Here is a 15,702-nt window from a genome sequence, read left to right as displayed (position 1 = left end):
TGACCATGGGAACGTCAGGACGTCAGGAGCGGCCAGGCCTGCCCGCAGCCGCTCGCCCGGGAGCGCTGTCCCGGCGCGGGGTCATCAAGGCAGCGGCGGTCACGGCGGGGACCGCAGCACTGGGCCTCGCCGGCACGCAAGAGGCCCACGCGGCGGACGCCGTCATGACCGCCACGTCACCGGACGGCAGCAACAAGATCACGGTGTCCCTGGCCGGCGGAGCGCTCTCCTGGTCGGTCACACGCGCCGGCGCGGCGGTCGTCGGCACCTCGGCGCTCGGACTCGTCATGAGCGACGGCACCACGCTGGGCGCCGCGAACACCGTGCTGACCAACTATCAGCACTGGACCAAGGACAGCACCTGGATGCCGGTGTACGGGCGCAACGCGACGATCCGCGACCACTACCAGGAAATGCGCTGGAACCTTCAGGACAGCACCAGCGGCGTCACCTTCGGCATCCAGATACGCGCCTACAACACCGGAGTCGCGCTGCGCTACACGCTGCTCGGAACGGGCAAGGCCACCATCTCCGACGAGCTGACCAGCTTCGTCTTCCCCGGCGGCACCCTGGTCTACAGCGCCCGGGACGAGAGCGTGTACACCCCCGTCGCACCGGACGCGATCCCCTCCACCGGCACCTCCGGCACGGACGTCGGCCCCCTGACCGACATGCCCCTCCTGGTCACCCTGGCCGGCGGGCCGCGTGCCTGCATCTGTGAATCCTCGCGCGTGAACTACCCGCGAGGGATGCTCACCTCGGTCTCCGGGCAGAGCAACACCCTCAAGACGTACCTGATGAAGAAGACCGCCCGCGGCAGCGGCACGGTGCAGACCACCTCGACCGTCACCACGCCGTTCGCCACGCCCTGGCGGGTCCTCGTCCTCGGATCCTCCGACGCCGACCTGGTCGACAACGCCGAACTGGTGCTCAACCTGGCCCCGGCGGGCGCCCTGACCGACACGACATGGATCCGGCCGGGCAAGGTGTTCCGCTGCAACCTGACCACCGCCGCGGGAATCGCCGGCGTGGACTTCGCCGTCGCCCGCAGCCTGGAGTACATCGAGTACGACGCGGGGTGGTACGGCCCGGAGTTCACCACCACCGACGCGACCGCGGCGATCACGGACATCGACCTGCCCACGGTGATCGACTACGCCACGGACAACGGCATCGGCGTCTTCCTCTACGTCAACCGTCTTGCCCTGACCGACCCCGACACCCTGTTCGCCCTCTACAAGAGCTGGGGCGTCACCGGCATCAAGCTCGGCTTCATCAACGACGGCACCCAGACCATGACCAACCAGATCATCGCCTGGGCCAAGACGGCCGCCAAGTACAACCTGCTGATCGACATGCACGACGACGTACGGCCCTTCGGCTACGAGCGCACCTACCCCAACTGGATCAGCCTGGAAGGCGTCCGGGGCAACGAGCAGTTCCCGACCGCCACCCACAACGTGACCCTGCCCTTCGCCCGCAACGTCGGCGGACCGATGGACTACACCATCTGCTACGGCCAGTCCCGCGACCAGACGACCAACAACCACCAGATGGCGATGGCAGCGGTGTACTACCAGCCACTCAACTTCCTCTACTGGTACTCCACACCGTCGTCGTACACCACCACCGCCAACTGGCCCGGGCTGTCGTGGTTCGACGCCGTGCCCACCACCTGGGACGAGAGCAGGACCCTCACCGGCTCGATCGGCGAGTACATAGCGGTCGCCCGCCGCAGCGGCGCCACCTGGTTCCTCGGCGCGATGACCAACGAGACCGCCCGCACCCTGTCGGTCCCGCTGGACTTCCTCGACAGCGGCGTCAGCTACACCGCCACCGTCTACGCGGACGGAACGGCGGGAACCACCCCGCACGCCACGCCCACGGTGGTGAGCACCCGGACCGTCACCTCCTCGACGACTCTGAGCATGGCGATGACCAGCGCGGGTGGTCAGGCGGTCATCCTCCAGCCGAGCTGACGCCCCGCGACCCGGGCCGCCCGTACGGGACCCGGCGGGCGCGGGGCTCCGGCAGGCACTCGATCGAACCCGGTCACCAGGGCACCACGCCCGGCACCGAGCCGCCGTTTCACACGGGGTGCCGAAGTCGACGACGCTGGCCTGTGCCTGTCCGTCGGAAGACTTCGGTGCGGGCACCCTTCATCGAGCGGCCGCACGGCCCTCACGCCCGCCCGCGCGAGCCACCGATCGCGGCCTCGTCCAGATCCAGCAGGTCCGCGACGGCCCACCGCTCGGTCAGCGACCGTCAGGGGGCCACGTTGACCTCGGCCAGCACACAGAACCAGCCGGATACCGGCACATCAGAGGCGGGTGCTCCGGACGAGACGACTTCCACCTGCGCGCGGATGGACGCCTGACGCCTGAGCCGCCGTCCGCCGCCGAGCAGCCCGAGGAGTTCACCTACGACCCGATGGACCCGGTGCCCACAGTGGGAGGGGCGCTGTTGCTGACGGACGACTTCCGTCCCGGGCCGCTCGACCAGACGGCCGTGGAGGCGCGCGAGGACGTCCTGGTCTTCACCACCGAACCGCGCGCCGAGGACGTCGAAGCGACCGGCCGGGTCGAGGCCGTACTCTTCGCCGCCACGGACGGCCCCTCGACCGACTGGGTCGCCCGCCTGTGCGACGTCGACGAGCACGGCCTCTCCCGCAACGTGACCGACCGGCAGCGACGCCGGTGAGCCCGCCGAGCATGTCGTGGACCTGTGGTCGACCACCATCGCCTTCCAGGCAGGACACCGCATACGGCTCCAGCTCACCTCCGGCAACTTCCCGCACTGGACCGCAACCACAACACAGGCGAAACCGAGGAGAGCGCGACCACGGCCCGAGTCGCCCGCCAGCAGACCCTCCACGACCCCGACCGGCCCTCCCGCATCGTCCTGCCCGTATTGGTTCCCATGTGACAGGAAACGGGGAGAGCCGGCGATCCCTCGCGCCAGCGGGCAAGCACGCCGACCGCGGCCGCGTCGGCTCCGGCGGAGGAGGCAGACATCCCGCGGCCGGAGGCGACGACCTCCCCCGGGGCGCCCGACACGGCATCACCGCCACGCCATCGCCCCCGGCCCCATCGACACCCCCCATGCTCGCCGCCGACTACATCACCGGCGTCGTCCTGGAGGTGAACGGCGGCATCTCCATCGGCCTCTCGACCCGGTGACGCCGCTTCGACGGTCAGGCGGTGACGCCCGACTCGCCGTCAGGGACTGTCACGGCCCAGGCGGCCATGGTGTCGAGGACGGCGCGCAGCCCTTCGCCGAGGGGGGTGAGCCGGTACTCGACCCGTGGCGGGATCTCCGCGTAGGCGGTGCGGGTCACGATGCCGTGCCTCTCGAACCGGCGCAGCCGGCTGGTGAGGGTGTGCGGGCTGATGCCGGGCAGCGCATCGCGCAACTCTGTGAAGCGGTGTGGCCCGCGCAGGAGTTCGCGCACGATCAGGGTGGCCCACGGCCCGTCGAGCAGAGTGATGAACCGGGCGACGCCGCACTCCGGGAGACGGTCAGCGGTCATAGTTCGAGTCTAGGCCATTAGTGCAGTTGATGTAACCGATGCATCCTGTGCACTAATGGCTCCATGACCTACATGATCCATGGCGCCACGGGCGCCCAAGGTGCCCCTGTCGTCGCAGCCCTCATCGCCGCGGGCAAGCCCGTGACCGCCCTGACCAGTAAGGCGGGCGCCGTCGTGGACGGCGCACGCGTGCTGACCGTCGACTACTCCTCCACCGCGGACCTGGCCGATGCCTACCGTGGCGCGGAGGGGGTGTTCGTCCACCTGCCGGTGGCCCCGGAGGAGGACCGCCTGGCCTTCGCACGCAACGTCGTGGCCGCCATCCGCGAGGCCCGGCCCGCCCGCGTGGTGTTCTCCACCAGCGGCGGCCTCATCGGCACCGACGGCGACAGCGGTCAGGACACCCCGGCAGCGAACGCCGTCTCGGTGCTCGCCGCCGGGCTGGCGGACAGCGGCGTCTCACACGCCGTCATCGAGCCCCGGTTCTACCTGGAGAACCTGCTGCTGCCGAACGTGATCGCGGGCGTCCGCGAGGAGGGCGTGCTGCGTTACTCGCTGCCCAGCGGCTTCCGCGCCTCCTGGGCCTCGCACCTGGACATCGCCGACATCGCCACCGTGATGTTCGACCGCACGGACGTCACCGGCGTGGTCTCCGTCGGCCAGTACCCAGCCGTCAGCGGCGAGGACTTGGCCGAGGCGTTCAGCGCCCGGCTCGGAAGGCCCGTGGCCTACGAGGCGACCGACCCCCACGCCTTCTTCGCACCACTCGCACCCATGATGGGCGAGCAGGCCGCCACCGACATCGCAGACATGTACCAGGCCCTCAGCACGCAGCCCGACCACTCGATCACAGCCGAGCGCTCCGCTCAGAAGCGCCTCGGCCTGACACCCCGGACCCCGAGCCAGTGGCTGGCCGACATAGATCTCTGACACGGACCGGCGACGCAGCCGGGACGCCACTGCCGGAGCCGCACCCCCGTCAGGGTCCCCCACCAGGACACTGCTCTCACAGACAGGCGGGTGAGAGACGACAAGATGCCCGGCCGCCGCTGTTCGCGGCGGAATGGAAACGGTTCAGCGTCGCCGTCTGCCTGCCGCCCCGGCTGCCGGGGGACGGAGCCAGCCGTCACCAACCGGACCGCCGACTCTGCCGAGGCCCTGCCTCCGGGGCGAGGGGCCACATGGCCAGGGCCAGGACGACAGCTGTGGCGAGGAGATCAGGCGGAGCACTATGCGCCCATGGCGTTGGCACCGGTTTCGAGGTCGGCGAAGTCGCCGGTTCTGCAGTGGAAGACGGCCGCATCGACCATCAGGACGGCGAAGCCGGTGGCTGCGGCGATGTCCAGAGGCTGCCAGAAGAGACCGATGATCAGTCCGGCGGCCGCAGCGACCTCGGCCAGTCCGATGAAGCGGACCAGCCCTGGCGGAGTACGGCCCCTTGAGCACGGTCTTGGGAGCCCCGACGGAGAGAGTGACCAGGGTCAGGAGCATGCCGAGGATGGCCGTGGTGATGTACAGGGGGTGAGACAACCGGCCATCACAGACATGAAGCAGGGGTTCGATAAGGCGATGCGCTCACGGCCTGACCCGCACCGAGCGCATTCGTGCTCCTGGCGCTGAGTAAAGCCCCCGACCACACCATGAAACTCGGCGACCTGGCCGGCCTGTGTCACGTCTCGCCCCCGATGCCGGGCGTACCGCGCAGGCCATGGCGACCGAAAGCCCGCTCCTGCGTGAACAGGCACCGCACGACGCGCGGTCGTCGATTGCCATTCGGACCGACGCCGGACGCGCTCGTTTGGAGCAGGCCCTGCCGGCCCACGTCGCCACCTTGCGTCGCCCGGTCCCCGATCACCTCCATCGCGAAGACATCGACGTGGCCGAACTCGCCGCCGCCTGGCCACGCATGGCGGAGACAGCCTGACCTTGCTTCGGTGAGGAGCGGTCGTGGCGCCAGCCCTGACGGGCTGGCGCCACGACGTACGCCTGTCACCGGCACTTCGGGAACGCGCACTCACCCGGCTCGGTTCAGGCCGGGGTGCCCTGGGACAGGGCGGAGACGTCGGTCCAGTCCTGCCAGGTCTTGAGGCGCTCGGCACAGACGTGGGGGAGCAGGTCCAGTCCGACGGTGCCGAAGAAGACGCGCAGGGGCGGGTTGTCGGCGTCGACGATCTTCAAGAGTGCCGGTCCGGCCGCGGCGGGGTCGCCGATCTTCATGTTGCGCCAGCCCTCGGCCATGGCCGCGCGCACCTGGTCGTAGGCGGGCAGCTGCTCGGCGAACCTGGCAGAGGCGCCGGACCAGTCGGTGGCGAAGCCGCCGGGCTCGACCAGCGTGAGCTTGATCCCGAATGCGGCAACCTCCTGCGCGAGGGACTCGGTCAGGCCCTCCAGGGCCCACTTGGAGGCGCGGTAGCCGCCGAGGTTGGGGAAGGTGGTCACGCCGCCGATGGTGGAGATCTGCACGATGTGGCCGCCGCCCTGCTCGCGCAGCAGGGGCAGGGCGGCCTGGGTCACCCACAGGGCACCGAAGAAGTTGGTCTCCATCTGGTCGCGGACCTGCTGCTCGGCCAGTTCCTCGACGGCGCCGAACAGGCCGTAGCCGGCGTTGTTGACCACGACGTCCAGGCCGCCGAAGTGCGCGTGCGCCCGCTGCACGGCCTCGGTAGCGGCGGCCTTGTCGGTGACGTCGAGGGTCAGCGGAAGGATCGCCTCGCCGTGCGCGGCGACCACGTCCTTGAGGGAATCGGTGTCGCGGGCGGTGGCCACGACCTTGTCGCCACGGCTTGTGGTGGAAGGCAGCTGGGGCATGGCCGCAGCCGTGTTCGACCACGGCGGACAGCCGGCGTGGGCGTTGACCGTGACGGGTGTGGAGACCCGGTTCCGTGCCGAGCGCAGACCTGAACTCGGTGCGCTCCTCCTGCGCGAGGCACACGCGCTCGGCCGGACGCTGAGCACCGGCGGGAGTGCCCGGCGTTGACCGTCTTCAGGCCGGGCGCGCCTGCTCGGCCCAGACGACCTTTCCCTCGCGGGTGTACCGGGTTCCCCAGCGCTGAGTGAGCTGGGCAACGAGGAACAAGCCACGACCGCCCTCGTCACTCGGCTGCGCCCGACGCAGGTGCGGTGTGGTCGTGCTTCCGTCCCACACCTCATAAATGAGCGTGTCGTCCTTGATGAGCTGCAGGCGGATCGAACCGCCGCCGTAACGGATCGCGTTGGTGACCAGCTCGCTGACGATGAGCTCCGCGCTGAACGCGCTCTCCTCCAGCTCCCATTCGGAGAGCCGCTCGCAGACGCTGCGGCGGACGTCGGCCACGACGGACGGATCCGCCGGAATGTCCCACCTGCCGACCTGGGTCCGGTCGAGGACGCGGGTACGAGCCAGGAGCAGCGCTACGTCGTCACTCCGTTCCGGGACCAGCAAGGCGTCCAGGATTCCGTCGCCCAGCTCGTCGAGTGACTCACAAGGTTGTTCCAGGAGGCCGCGCAGTTGCTCAAGTCGCGCGTCAATGTCCTGGTCACGGGTTTCTATGAGGCCGTCCGTGAAAAGGGCGAGGACACTGCCTTCCGGCACGGCGATCTCCGTGGATTCGAACGGAAGACTGCTCAGGCCGAGTGGCGGACCGACCGGGACCTCGACGCTGTGCGCCTTGCCTTGCGGAGACATCATGATCGGGGGAAGGTGTCCGGCGCTGGCCAGGGTGCAGATGCCGACGACCGGATCGTAGGCGGCGTACAGGCAGGTCGCGCCGACGTCGCAGGCCACGGCGTCCAGCCCGAATGCGGGAGCCGCGTCGGTGTCCGCGGTGTTGCTCACGATGTCGTCGAGGTGCGTGAGGAGCTCCTCCGGCGGCAGGTCGATGTCCGCGAGCGTGCGTACCGCCGTACGCAGCCGCCCCATGGTCGCGGCCGCTGTGAGCCCATGTCCCACGACGTCACCGACGACCAGCCCGACCCGCGCGCCGGGCAGCGGGATCACGTCGAACCAGTCACCGCCTGTCTCGGCCTCTCCGCCCGCGGGCAGGTAGCGTGCGGCTGTCTCGACGGCCGGGTGCTGCCCGGGGAGGCGGGGCAGAAGCATGCGTTGGAGGCCGAGAGCAATGCCACGTTCGCGGCGGAACCGGCGCGCGTTGTCCAGACAGACGGCCGCCCGGGCGGCAAGGTCTTCGCTGACCGTGAGGTCGTCCGGCGTGAAGATGTCCGGTGTTCGTGCGTTTCGCAGAAGCAGCACAGCGCCCAGGGGCACGCCGCGAACTCGCAGGGGAACCGCGATGAGCGAGTGGGCGCCGCCATCCCGCGGCTGTTCCGCCCGCGCCGGGTCCTCTTGAAACCATCGCCTGATCGCCGGGTCCGGGAGTGTCCGCAACTCCGGCCTTCCGCTCCGCAGGCATGCCGCCACGAGCGACGAGGCCGGGTGTACGACCAGGTCATCAGGCGATTGGTGGACAGATGGAGCGCCGGAGTGCGGCAGAAAAGCCACCCGGCGCAGCGCGACCGGCCCGACCGGTACCGATGCCGCCAGCTGGCCTTCGATGACCTGGTCGAACAGGTCGACCGCGACGCCGTCGGCGAACCGCGGAACGATCACCTCGGCGAGTTCCCTGGCGGTGCGCGCCACGTCCAGGCTGGTCCCCAGGTGTTCGCGCGCCTCGTTGATCAGTGCCATGCGCTTCCGCGAGCCGTGCAGCTCCGAGTAGTCGAAGATGCACGTCGTTACCGCCTGTACACGACCGGCCTCGTCGGTGAGCGGGAAGACGTCGACGCCCCACGCATGTGCCCGAGGTTCCCCGGGGGCTCGGACGTATGCCTCGGTGGATTCGGGGACACCGGTCTCGGCGACCCGCAGCAGCTGTCGGTTGATCGCGGAGAAGCCTGGTCCGGTGAGGAACTCCGTCACCAAGCGGCCTTTCAGTTCCGCTTCGGTCCAGCCTGCCGCACGGGCCATCGGGGGGTTGACACGCAGTAGCCGGCCTTCACGGTCGGTGATCCCGGTGGCGGTCGGATTCTGGTAGAACGCCAAGGTCAGAAGCCGGTCGTGAGTAGCACCGACCGCCCCGGCCTCGGGTGTGGCGGTCAGGAGGTAACCGGCGTGTCTCCCTTGCAGCACCAGGGGGGACACCAGCGGCGCCGCGTCGACATGGCGGCCTTCACGGTGCCGAAAGGCCAGGCCATCCCCTGTCAGCAGTGCGTCCAGCGGCCTTCCGACCACTTCGTCGGTGTCGAATCCCAGGAGGGACCGTGCGCCATCGCTCCAGCAGGCCACGATCCCGTCGGAGTCGGCCACTACCACGGGGGTGGTGGTGGCGATCACGTCGTTCACGGGCGCCCTGGCTCTCCCGGGCTGCACCACGGGGTCGTTCATAGCGCCTCACCTGGCCTTGACGGACATACCGCGCTCTTTACGATGGTCCCACGCGGCAGTCGCCCGCAAGACGAACGAACGTGACTCCCCCACGCAACGCAGATAGTGGCCACGCTGTGGGTCAGGACCAGGCAGAGGTGCGGATGGAAGGGAAGGCCGGTTCCGGCAGGCAGATCCCGCGCCGCAATCCGGGAAACGCCGCATCGGACGCTTTGTGGTGCGGTAGGTACCAACGGATGGAATCGGCGCCGGCAGCCTCGCTCGCCTCGATGCCTGGCTCACCGGCAGACCGCTCGCCCGCACCCGCGTCTCGCCCTTCGCGGCACTCCGCCCCGCTGGATGAACTCCAGCGGGGCGGAATTGACCGACAGCGTCCGTTCGTTGGCGCGGGCTCTCACGTCCGGGCTGTTCAGGCAGGCAAAAGGGGTGCCTGCGGCCATCTGCCTCTGATCCGCGCGGTGATCCAGACGGAAGTCTCCGGCGCTCCGCCGGTCGCGGCGCGCGTCGGACTCTCGCGCGGCGACCGGCACCGGTTCGGGCGGGGAACGGTCAGTCGACCCACACCGACCGCGCGCCGGCGCCGGTGAGGCTGTTGAACATCTCGGAAGCCTGCAGCTTGCCGTCGAACATGCGCAGGACGTGCATCGAGACGCACATGACCTCGATCTCGTCGATGACGCTGCGGCCCTCCAGCCACTTGGGCAGAACGCTGCGTGCGTGCATCTCCCGCATGGAGGCCGGCACGAAGGCGGAGATGTTCGCGGCGCTCGTCACCGTCGGCAGAATGTAGCCGGGGACCATGCCGATCGTCACGACCAGGCCCTGCTCGACATCGGCCGCGACGACCCGCGCTTTCGGGTCCGACGGCCGGAAGGGCGCGAGACCGTAGGGCATGACGACGGTGTCCTCCGGCGCGTGCGGGCCGGTGTCGACACCCATGAGCAGGTCGTGGAACTCAGCGAACTCGTGGACCACGCCGCCCTGTTCCATGACGACGCAGTCGTCTCCCTCCGGGGGCGTCGGCGCCGCGGTGTCGATGAAGATGGCCCTGCCGAGTGCGAGCAGTTCCTCGCGGGTGGCGCGGCCGCTCTCCGGGATGGCGGACTTCCAGACCGCGGGCTCGTTGCCGATCTCCTCGGCGAGCATCACGTAGCCGCCCTCCCCCCGGGACTTGGCGTGGAAGATCTCCAGTTCGGTGATCCGGTCGTCGGCGACGGCAATCCGGGCCCAGAAGGTGGCCGGCGCGCCACCGATCTCCAGGTTCGCGGTCATCACGATGTTGCCGAGTTCCTCGTCGGCGATTACCGGCCCCAGGGCGTTCACCCTGGAGACGAGGCGCCAGGCGGTGAGCATGTTCAGCGCACCCGGGATCGAGTTCTCCGTAGCGCGGTAGCGGTCCGCCAGCGGAAGGAGACCGGGGTCCTTCTCGACCATCGACTTGAGGACAAGGTCGACGTACTGCTTCATCTGGTACTGCTCCTTCGTGCGTGGGTGATGTGCCGTCGGCCGGTCCGTCCAGGCCGCCGACCTGGCAGGGGCGTACCGCTCAGGCGGGATTGCGGCCGATGAAGAACTCCCGGAACGGGTCCATGCTCGGTTCGAGGCCGGCGTCGACGAGTCCCTTGCGCAGGGCGTTCATCTGCGGGTCGTGGATGCGCTGGGTGGGCATGCGCAGCGGGCCGCCGTTGTAGCCCTGGAGCCATCCCTGGAACTTCCACGCCTGACGGTTGATGAAGAAGCCGCCGTTGAGCTGCGCGGCAAGATTCGACTTGACCTTGCGGGCCGGGTGCAGCCGCCAGTAGATCTCCGTCGCCTCGTCGTACTTGCCGTCCCGCAGCAGTCCCATCACGTGCGGGATCGTCGGGCCGTAGTACTCGTGGTCGCTGGTCGCGGAGAGCTGGATCGGCATCACCTGGGAGAGGGGGATCAACTCGCCCTCGATGGGGCAGGAGATGACGACCTCGTCGCCGAACAGCCGGTGGCACTCGATGATGCCCTGGATGCTGGGGAAACCGCCCTCGGCCTTGATCACGGCTATGTTCGGGCAGTCGTCGATCAGCCGCCGGATCAGGCGGGCCGGGATGTCCGAGGGGTGGATGCGCGAGCTGAAGTTCCACAGGAACATCGGGAAGAGGATGACGGCCAGGTTCGTGGCGTCGCAGACGGCCCTGGTGTAGTCGTAGACCTCCTGCTCGGACTCGGGGTAGAAGTTCGGCGGGTACGACAGCAGCACCAGCTCCGCGCCTGCGGCCTCCGCGCCCTTGACCGCCTCGATGTTCTGCTCGAGATCGCTCCAGCTGGCATGGTGCACGACCACCAGGTCGTCGCCCGCCTCGTCGCGGATGATCCGCAGGAAGTCCAGGTACTCCGGCAGGGTGATGTTGACCTCGGAGACGCCGAGCGTGCCCAGGAAGCCGTGCTCCTTGGCCAGCCGCACGTCGTGCCGGATCGCCGTCTCGTTGATGCCGCTGAGGTCGTTGGTGAACGACGGGATGGTGCAGTTGACGGCGCCGACGAGCCTCTCGCGCGCCCACTCACGCGCCTCGCGCCGGTTGTAGTCCGCCATGTCCGGTCCTTTCTTCTTGCCAGTTGACGACTCGTCACGTACAGCGGGTGGTTGAGTCAGTGGGACGGGTGGTGCCGGTCCGCGACGGGCTCGTCACGCGGTTCTCACTTCTCGACCGGGTGGATTCCGAGGTCGGTGACGAGGCCGAGGCCGTCGCGCTCGGCGCTGCGCGCACACATCTCGGCGACGGCGAGGTCCTGCACCGCCGAGCCCACCGACTTGTAGAGCAGGATCTGTTCGCGCTTCTCGCGGCCCGGGTGCCGGCCCGAGACCAGGTCGGCCAGGGAGACCGTCTTACGGCTCACGTCGACGCCCTGTGCCCGCGCGGCGATCAGGTCGCCGGTCTCCTCCAGGACCTCCTCGACCATGTCGGCGACGAGCAGCGCGCAGCGCGACAGGACCTCCGGGTCGACCTCCCGCTGCTCGGGCAGGGTCGATCCGATCGACACAACGGTCATGCCGGGGCGCAGCCACGCCCCGAGCAGGGTCGGTGACTCGTCGCGCGAGCGGGCGGCACACACGACGACGTCCGCGTCCGCGACGGCCGCCCGCGCGGACTCGGCCGGGGTGATCTCGACGCCCAGGTCGGCCAGTTCGCGTGCGCAGCGGGTACGGCTCTCGGGGCGGGGGCTGTAGACCGTCACCGAGGTGAGTTCACGCACCGCCGCCAGCGCCCGTACATGGTTCTTCGCCTCGAAGCCGGAGCCGATCAGCCCGACGCGCAGGGCACCGGCCGGAGCGAGGACGTCCGCCGCGAGAGCGGAGGCCGCCGCCGTGCGGAACCCGGTGATCGAGTGGCCGTCGAGCAGCGCGACCAACTCCGCGCTGCGCTGGTCGAACAGCGGGATCAGATAGGAGACGCGGCCGTGTTCCGGCGACGCCGCGATGATCTTCAGGCCCATGAGCGCGGGGTCGGCGGGCACGCCGCTCAAGGTGCGCAGCCACCCGTGGTCGCCGCGTGCCATCCGGCGGGCGGGGAAGCGGGTGCCGTCGGGATCACCGGCGTAGGCCGCGCGGAGGGCCTCGACCGCCTCCTTCCAGTCGAAGACGGACCGTACGGCGGCATCGCCGAGGATCAGGGTCATGGAGTGCCTTCCGTCGCCGGGGCGGTGAACACGTCCTCGATCCAGTCGGCGATGTACGAGCCGACGTGAGGGAGGTGGTCCAGGCCGATGTGCTCCGTGGCACCCTCGTCGGGCGTGAAGACCCGCAGCTCGCGCCGGGGGCTGCCGACGGCCTGCTCGTAGGAGCGGTGCGCGTACTTGACGTCGATCTGCCGGTCGTTGCTGCCGTGCGTGACGAGGAACGGGCAGGTGATCCGCTCGACGACGCCGTCGAGGTGGACGGCGGCCGCGGCCTCGATGAACGAGGGGACGTCGTCGTGGCCCCAGACCCACAGCACGTGCTCCCAGTAGTGCGGGACCGGGTTCTCGCCCTCCCGCTCCAGCCGCGCCTTCTGCACCTCGCCCCAGTTGTGGTTGGCGCCCCAGGCGACGGCGAGGGCGAGCCGCTTCTCGAACGCCGCGGCCCTCGGCACGTAGAACCCGCCGAGCGACCAGCCCACCAGGCCGACGCGGGCGTTGTCGACGTCCTCGCGGGTCTCCAGGTAGTCGACGCACGCCGTCGCCCAGTCCTCGGTCGTGACGCGCGCCTTGAGGTCCTGGAAGCGCAGCGCCTCACCGCTGCCGGGGCAGTCCACCATCAGGGTGGAGATCCCGCGGGCGGCCATCTCGGCGGGCCAGCCGGAGGTGTACATGTGCTCCTTGGTGGAGTCGAGGCCGTTCCACATGATCACCGTCGGCGCCGGGGTCCCGTCGGGGCGGGACGCCCGGGTGAAGTACGCCGGCAGGGTCGTCCCCTCGAAGGGCACCGCGACTCTGGAGGTGGCCGGGTCGACGAGCTCGAACGAGCGCTCCAGCAGGTCGAGGCAGTGCTGGTAGACCTGCCTGCGGTCGGGGTCCTTGGCGCTCTGCATGCGCTCCGCCTGGCACAGGTACGCCGCCGCCCGGAAGTACCTCTGCCCGGCGGTGCGCGGGTGGCCGGCCGCCGCGGCCTCGTCGGCCTGGCTCTCCAGCTGTCCGGCGACGGCCTGCCAGGACGCCATGAACTCCCTGGTGCCGACGTCGCTGCCCTGCCGGGCGAGTTCACGGATCGGGCGGCAGGCACGGTCGACCTCGTCGATGCAGCCGCCGGAGTTCAGCGTCGCGGCGACGCCGAGGCTCCAGATGTAGTTGTCTGGGAAGTACTCGAACATGTCCGTCACTCTGCCGTCGGTGGTGTGCGCCCGGAACCCGTACCGTCGTGATGCGAGGTATCGACGGGCTGGTCGGACGCGCCATGGACGACGAGGTGTACGACCGAGCCGCGTGCCGCGTACGGGGGTCGGCGGAAAGCCGGCGCGTCGTACCGGGCGCAGGGGACCCCGACGGCGCGGTCAACGCGTGTACGGCGTCGACCGCGGTGCGTCCCACCGCCCGCGCTCGTCCGGCATTCAGGACGGGCGCGTGGCGTCCGCGATGTGCTTGTGCGACACATGGGCGGTCATGCCGCCGTCGATCACCAGCTCGGCGCCGTTGTAGTAGGCGGAGTCGTCCGAGACGAGGAAGACGATCGTCGGGGCGATGTCGGCGGGAACCCCCACCCTGCCCAGGGGAATCTCCGCGACCGCGGCGGTCTGGAACGCGGGCGGCGCCGAGGCCATCAGCGGGGTGTCGATCAGCCCCGGCATGACCGCGTTGACCCGGATTCCATGCTCGCCGAGCTCCAGCGAGGCGGAGCGGGTGAGCCCGCGCAGCGCCCACTTGCTCGCCGTGTACGCCGCCGCCGCGTGCCCCGACACCGCGGCGACGGAGCAGATGTTGACGATGCTGGAGCCCGGCGCCATCAGCGGCACAAGCGCCTGGATGCCCAGCAGGGGGCCGGTCACGTTGATGGCGAACGTGCGCTCCCACGCCTCGGCCGACACATGCGGGATCCGCTCGCGGGCCGCCACTCCCGCGTTGTTGACCAGCGCGTCGACGCGGCCGTACCGCTCACCGGCGAACTCCGCCAGCTCGGCCCAGCCGGCCGCGTCGGTGACGTCGTGGCGGAGCTGGGTGACGCTGCCGCCGCCCGGCCGGTCGCCACCGGCGTACTCGAAGTCGAGGACATCGGTGGCGATGACGTGCGCGCCTTCGGCGGCGAGCGCCTCGGTCTCGGCGGCCCCCTGGCCGCGCGCGGCTCCGGTGACGACGACGACCTTGCCGGCCAGCCGGCCACTCGCGGCCGGGTTCACGGGGCTCATACCGGCGGGGCGACGAACACGCCGCTGTCGGGGTCGTTGAAGCTGTCCCGAGCGATGATCTCGCTCATCGGGTCCGCCGTGCCCCACAGGTCCTGCGTGTCGGGGTCGGCGATGTCGAACACCTGCGGGTGCCATATGTCGGAGTCGAGCCGGGCCAGCTCGGTGGTGTACTCCATCGTGTTGCCGCTGGGGTCGAGGAAGTAGCTGAAGGTGTTGTTGCCGGCGTTGTGCCGGCCCGGCCCCCAGATCTTCTTCGTACCGGCGCGCATGGCCCGTCCGGTGGCCCTCATGTACTCGTCCAGGCCGCGCAGTTCGAAGGAGACGTGGTGCACGGACGTGTGCGGGCCGCGGGCGATGGCGAGGCTGTGGTGCCAGTCGTTGCACCGCATGAAGTGCATCATCTCGCCCATGTGCTCGCCCCAGAGCGTGTCCGACAGCTTGAAGCCGAGGACGTCGGCGTAGAAGTCTCGCGTCTTGTTGGGGTCGGTGCTGTTCATCACCGCGTGGGAGAGCCGTACGGGGACGGACTCGCCCTCCTCGACCGCGCGGTGTCGGCGCGTCTCGACGTCGGCGCTGATCTCGATCGTGCGTCCGTCGATGTCGAAGAAGCGGAAGCCGTAGCCGCCGCCCGCGGTCTGCAACTCGCCCGGCTCGCTGACCAGTTGGACGCCGCGGCTGCCGAGCTGCTGGGCGAGGGCGTCGACCGAGGCGGCGTTGTCGGCGCCGAAGGCGATCAGGTCGAGGCGTTTGTCGGCGGACTTCCGCAGGCGGATGACGTACTGCTCCGGCGAGCCCTCGGCCGCCAGGTACGACAGGTCACCGTCGGTGCCCGTCTCGGTGAGGCCCCAGACCTTCTTGTAGAAGGTCCGCTGTGTCTCGTAGTCGGGCACGGCCAGGTCGACGTGGCGCAGATGGGTGATGCCGTGTTCGTTGAGGTGGCTCATGGGTCAGACTGTTCCTTCGCT

General features: G+C 69.8%; 16 protein-coding genes and 1 pseudogene. 7 read left to right on the top strand and 10 right to left on the bottom strand.

Annotated features, from left to right (window positions below):
• The first annotated feature begins 5 nt into the window (after nt 1-5).
• From OG852_RS47920 to OG852_RS47905, 4 genes and pseudogenes are all read left to right on the top strand, one after another.
• Nucleotides 6-1,979, top strand: coding sequence for a glycoside hydrolase family 97 protein (locus tag OG852_RS47920; protein WP_330351348.1), 1,974 nt, complete (start codon nt 6-8; stop codon nt 1,977-1,979).
• Nucleotides 1,948-2,700: a CocE/NonD family hydrolase C-terminal non-catalytic domain-containing protein gene (locus OG852_RS47915; RefSeq protein ID WP_330351347.1), complete on the top strand. Its 753-nt coding sequence runs from the start codon at nt 1,948-1,950 to the stop codon at nt 2,698-2,700. The genes OG852_RS47920 and OG852_RS47915 overlap by 32 nt, the downstream gene beginning before the upstream one ends.
• A gap of 16 nt (nt 2,701-2,716) precedes the next feature.
• Nucleotides 2,717-2,764: pseudogene (locus OG852_RS47910) on the top strand (hypothetical protein); the annotation flags it as partial.
• A gap of 157 nt (nt 2,765-2,921) precedes the next feature.
• A complete protein-coding gene (locus OG852_RS47905) occupies nt 2,922-3,179 on the top strand; it encodes a hypothetical protein (protein WP_330351346.1) in 258 nt (85 codons plus the stop codon).
• A 14-nt stretch (nt 3,180-3,193) separates the two neighbouring features.
• Here the strand turns inward: OG852_RS47905 and OG852_RS47900 are convergent, their stop codons facing one another.
• On the bottom strand, nt 3,194-3,529 hold the full coding sequence (locus OG852_RS47900) for a winged helix-turn-helix transcriptional regulator (protein ID WP_330351345.1): 336 nt from the start codon (nt 3,527-3,529) through the stop codon (nt 3,194-3,196).
• A 63-nt stretch (nt 3,530-3,592) separates the two neighbouring features.
• Between OG852_RS47900 and OG852_RS47895 the strand changes: the two genes are divergently transcribed.
• The gene (locus tag OG852_RS47895) at nt 3,593-4,459 is read left to right on the top strand and encodes an SDR family oxidoreductase (protein ID WP_330351344.1); all 867 of its coding nucleotides are present in this window, start codon (nt 3,593-3,595) and stop codon (nt 4,457-4,459) included.
• 299 nt (nt 4,460-4,758) lie between these two features.
• Here OG852_RS47895 and OG852_RS47890 read toward each other — a convergent pair whose 3' ends face one another.
• A complete protein-coding gene (locus tag OG852_RS47890; RefSeq protein WP_330351631.1) occupies nt 4,759-4,947 on the bottom strand; it encodes a DoxX family protein in 189 nt (62 codons plus the stop codon).
• A gap of 290 nt (nt 4,948-5,237) precedes the next feature.
• Here OG852_RS47890 and OG852_RS47885 point away from each other — a divergent pair, with 290 nt between their 5' ends.
• Nucleotides 5,238-5,453, top strand: a complete 216-nt coding sequence (locus OG852_RS47885; protein WP_330351343.1) for a hypothetical protein — start codon at nt 5,238-5,240, stop codon at nt 5,451-5,453.
• Nucleotides 5,454-5,557: 104 nt separating this feature from the next.
• Here the strand turns inward: OG852_RS47885 and OG852_RS47880 are convergent, their stop codons facing one another.
• A complete protein-coding gene (locus OG852_RS47880) occupies nt 5,558-6,337 on the bottom strand; it encodes an SDR family NAD(P)-dependent oxidoreductase (protein WP_330351342.1) in 780 nt (259 codons plus the stop codon).
• On the opposite strand from OG852_RS47880, the gene OG852_RS47875 reads away from it, so the two are divergent.
• On the top strand, nt 6,336-6,506 hold the full coding sequence (locus OG852_RS47875) for a hypothetical protein (RefSeq protein ID WP_330351341.1): 171 nt from the start codon (nt 6,336-6,338) through the stop codon (nt 6,504-6,506). The genes OG852_RS47880 and OG852_RS47875 overlap by 2 nt on opposite strands.
• Before the next feature lie 6 nt (nt 6,507-6,512).
• Here the strand turns inward: OG852_RS47875 and OG852_RS47870 are convergent, their stop codons facing one another.
• The 7 genes from OG852_RS47870 to OG852_RS47840 form a co-directional block, all read right to left on the bottom strand.
• Nucleotides 6,513-8,846: an ATP-binding SpoIIE family protein phosphatase gene (locus tag OG852_RS47870; RefSeq protein ID WP_330351340.1), complete on the bottom strand. Its 2,334-nt coding sequence runs from the start codon at nt 8,844-8,846 to the stop codon at nt 6,513-6,515.
• Nucleotides 8,847-9,437: 591 nt separating this feature from the next.
• Complete coding sequence (locus OG852_RS47865; RefSeq protein ID WP_330351339.1) at nt 9,438-10,355, bottom strand: hypothetical protein; 918 nt, start codon at nt 10,353-10,355, stop codon at nt 9,438-9,440.
• Nucleotides 10,356-10,434: 79 nt separating this feature from the next.
• Nucleotides 10,435-11,454, bottom strand: coding sequence for a dihydrodipicolinate synthase family protein (locus OG852_RS47860; protein ID WP_330351338.1), 1,020 nt, complete (start codon nt 11,452-11,454; stop codon nt 10,435-10,437).
• 104 nt (nt 11,455-11,558) lie between these two features.
• The gene (locus OG852_RS47855; RefSeq protein WP_330351337.1) at nt 11,559-12,539 is read right to left on the bottom strand and encodes an ornithine cyclodeaminase family protein; all 981 of its coding nucleotides are present in this window, start codon (nt 12,537-12,539) and stop codon (nt 11,559-11,561) included.
• Complete coding sequence (locus tag OG852_RS47850; RefSeq protein WP_330351336.1) at nt 12,536-13,708, bottom strand: alpha/beta hydrolase family protein; 1,173 nt, start codon at nt 13,706-13,708, stop codon at nt 12,536-12,538. Before OG852_RS47850 ends, OG852_RS47855 begins: the two co-directional genes overlap by 4 nt.
• 237 nt (nt 13,709-13,945) lie before the next feature.
• On the bottom strand, nt 13,946-14,737 hold the full coding sequence (locus OG852_RS47845) for an SDR family NAD(P)-dependent oxidoreductase (protein ID WP_330351335.1): 792 nt from the start codon (nt 14,735-14,737) through the stop codon (nt 13,946-13,948).
• Nucleotides 14,734-15,681 (bottom strand): VOC family protein, encoded by a 948-nt coding sequence (locus tag OG852_RS47840; protein ID WP_330351334.1) that lies wholly within the window; start codon nt 15,679-15,681, stop codon nt 14,734-14,736. Before OG852_RS47840 ends, OG852_RS47845 begins: the two co-directional genes overlap by 4 nt.
• Nucleotides 15,682-15,702: the final 21 nt, after the last annotated feature.

The organism is Streptomyces sp. NBC_00582 (assembly GCF_036345155.1).
Taxonomy (GTDB): Bacteria; Actinomycetota; Actinomycetes; order Streptomycetales; family Streptomycetaceae; genus Streptomyces.
The sequence above is the reverse complement of the archived record's forward strand: the minus strand, read 5'-3'. Positions and strand labels throughout refer to the sequence as shown.

Bases quoted from the DNA above. Each gene is read 5' to 3' on its own strand.
- OG852_RS47920 (WP_330351348.1), top strand. From the start codon at position 6: ATGGGAACGTCAGGACGTCAGGAGCGGCCAGGCCTGCCCGCAGCCGCT.
- OG852_RS47900 (WP_330351345.1), bottom strand. From the start codon at position 3,529: ATGACCGCTGACCGTCTCCCGGAGTGCGGCGTCGCCCGGTTCATCACT.
- OG852_RS47895 (WP_330351344.1), top strand. From the start codon at position 3,593: ATGACCTACATGATCCATGGCGCCACGGGCGCCCAAGGTGCCCCTGTC.
- OG852_RS47885 (WP_330351343.1), top strand. From the start codon at position 5,238: ATGGCGACCGAAAGCCCGCTCCTGCGTGAACAGGCACCGCACGACGCG.
- OG852_RS47875 (WP_330351341.1), top strand. From the start codon at position 6,336: ATGGCCGCAGCCGTGTTCGACCACGGCGGACAGCCGGCGTGGGCGTTG.
- OG852_RS47880 (WP_330351342.1), bottom strand. From the start codon at position 6,337: ATGCCCCAGCTGCCTTCCACCACAAGCCGTGGCGACAAGGTCGTGGCC.
- OG852_RS47865 (WP_330351339.1), bottom strand. From the start codon at position 10,355: ATGAAGCAGTACGTCGACCTTGTCCTCAAGTCGATGGTCGAGAAGGAC.
- OG852_RS47860 (WP_330351338.1), bottom strand. From the start codon at position 11,454: ATGGCGGACTACAACCGGCGCGAGGCGCGTGAGTGGGCGCGCGAGAGG.
- OG852_RS47855 (WP_330351337.1), bottom strand. From the start codon at position 12,539: ATGACCCTGATCCTCGGCGATGCCGCCGTACGGTCCGTCTTCGACTGG.
- OG852_RS47850 (WP_330351336.1), bottom strand. From the start codon at position 13,708: ATGTTCGAGTACTTCCCAGACAACTACATCTGGAGCCTCGGCGTCGCC.
- OG852_RS47845 (WP_330351335.1), bottom strand. From the start codon at position 14,737: ATGAGCCCCGTGAACCCGGCCGCGAGTGGCCGGCTGGCCGGCAAGGTC.
- OG852_RS47840 (WP_330351334.1), bottom strand. From the start codon at position 15,681: ATGAGCCACCTCAACGAACACGGCATCACCCATCTGCGCCACGTCGAC.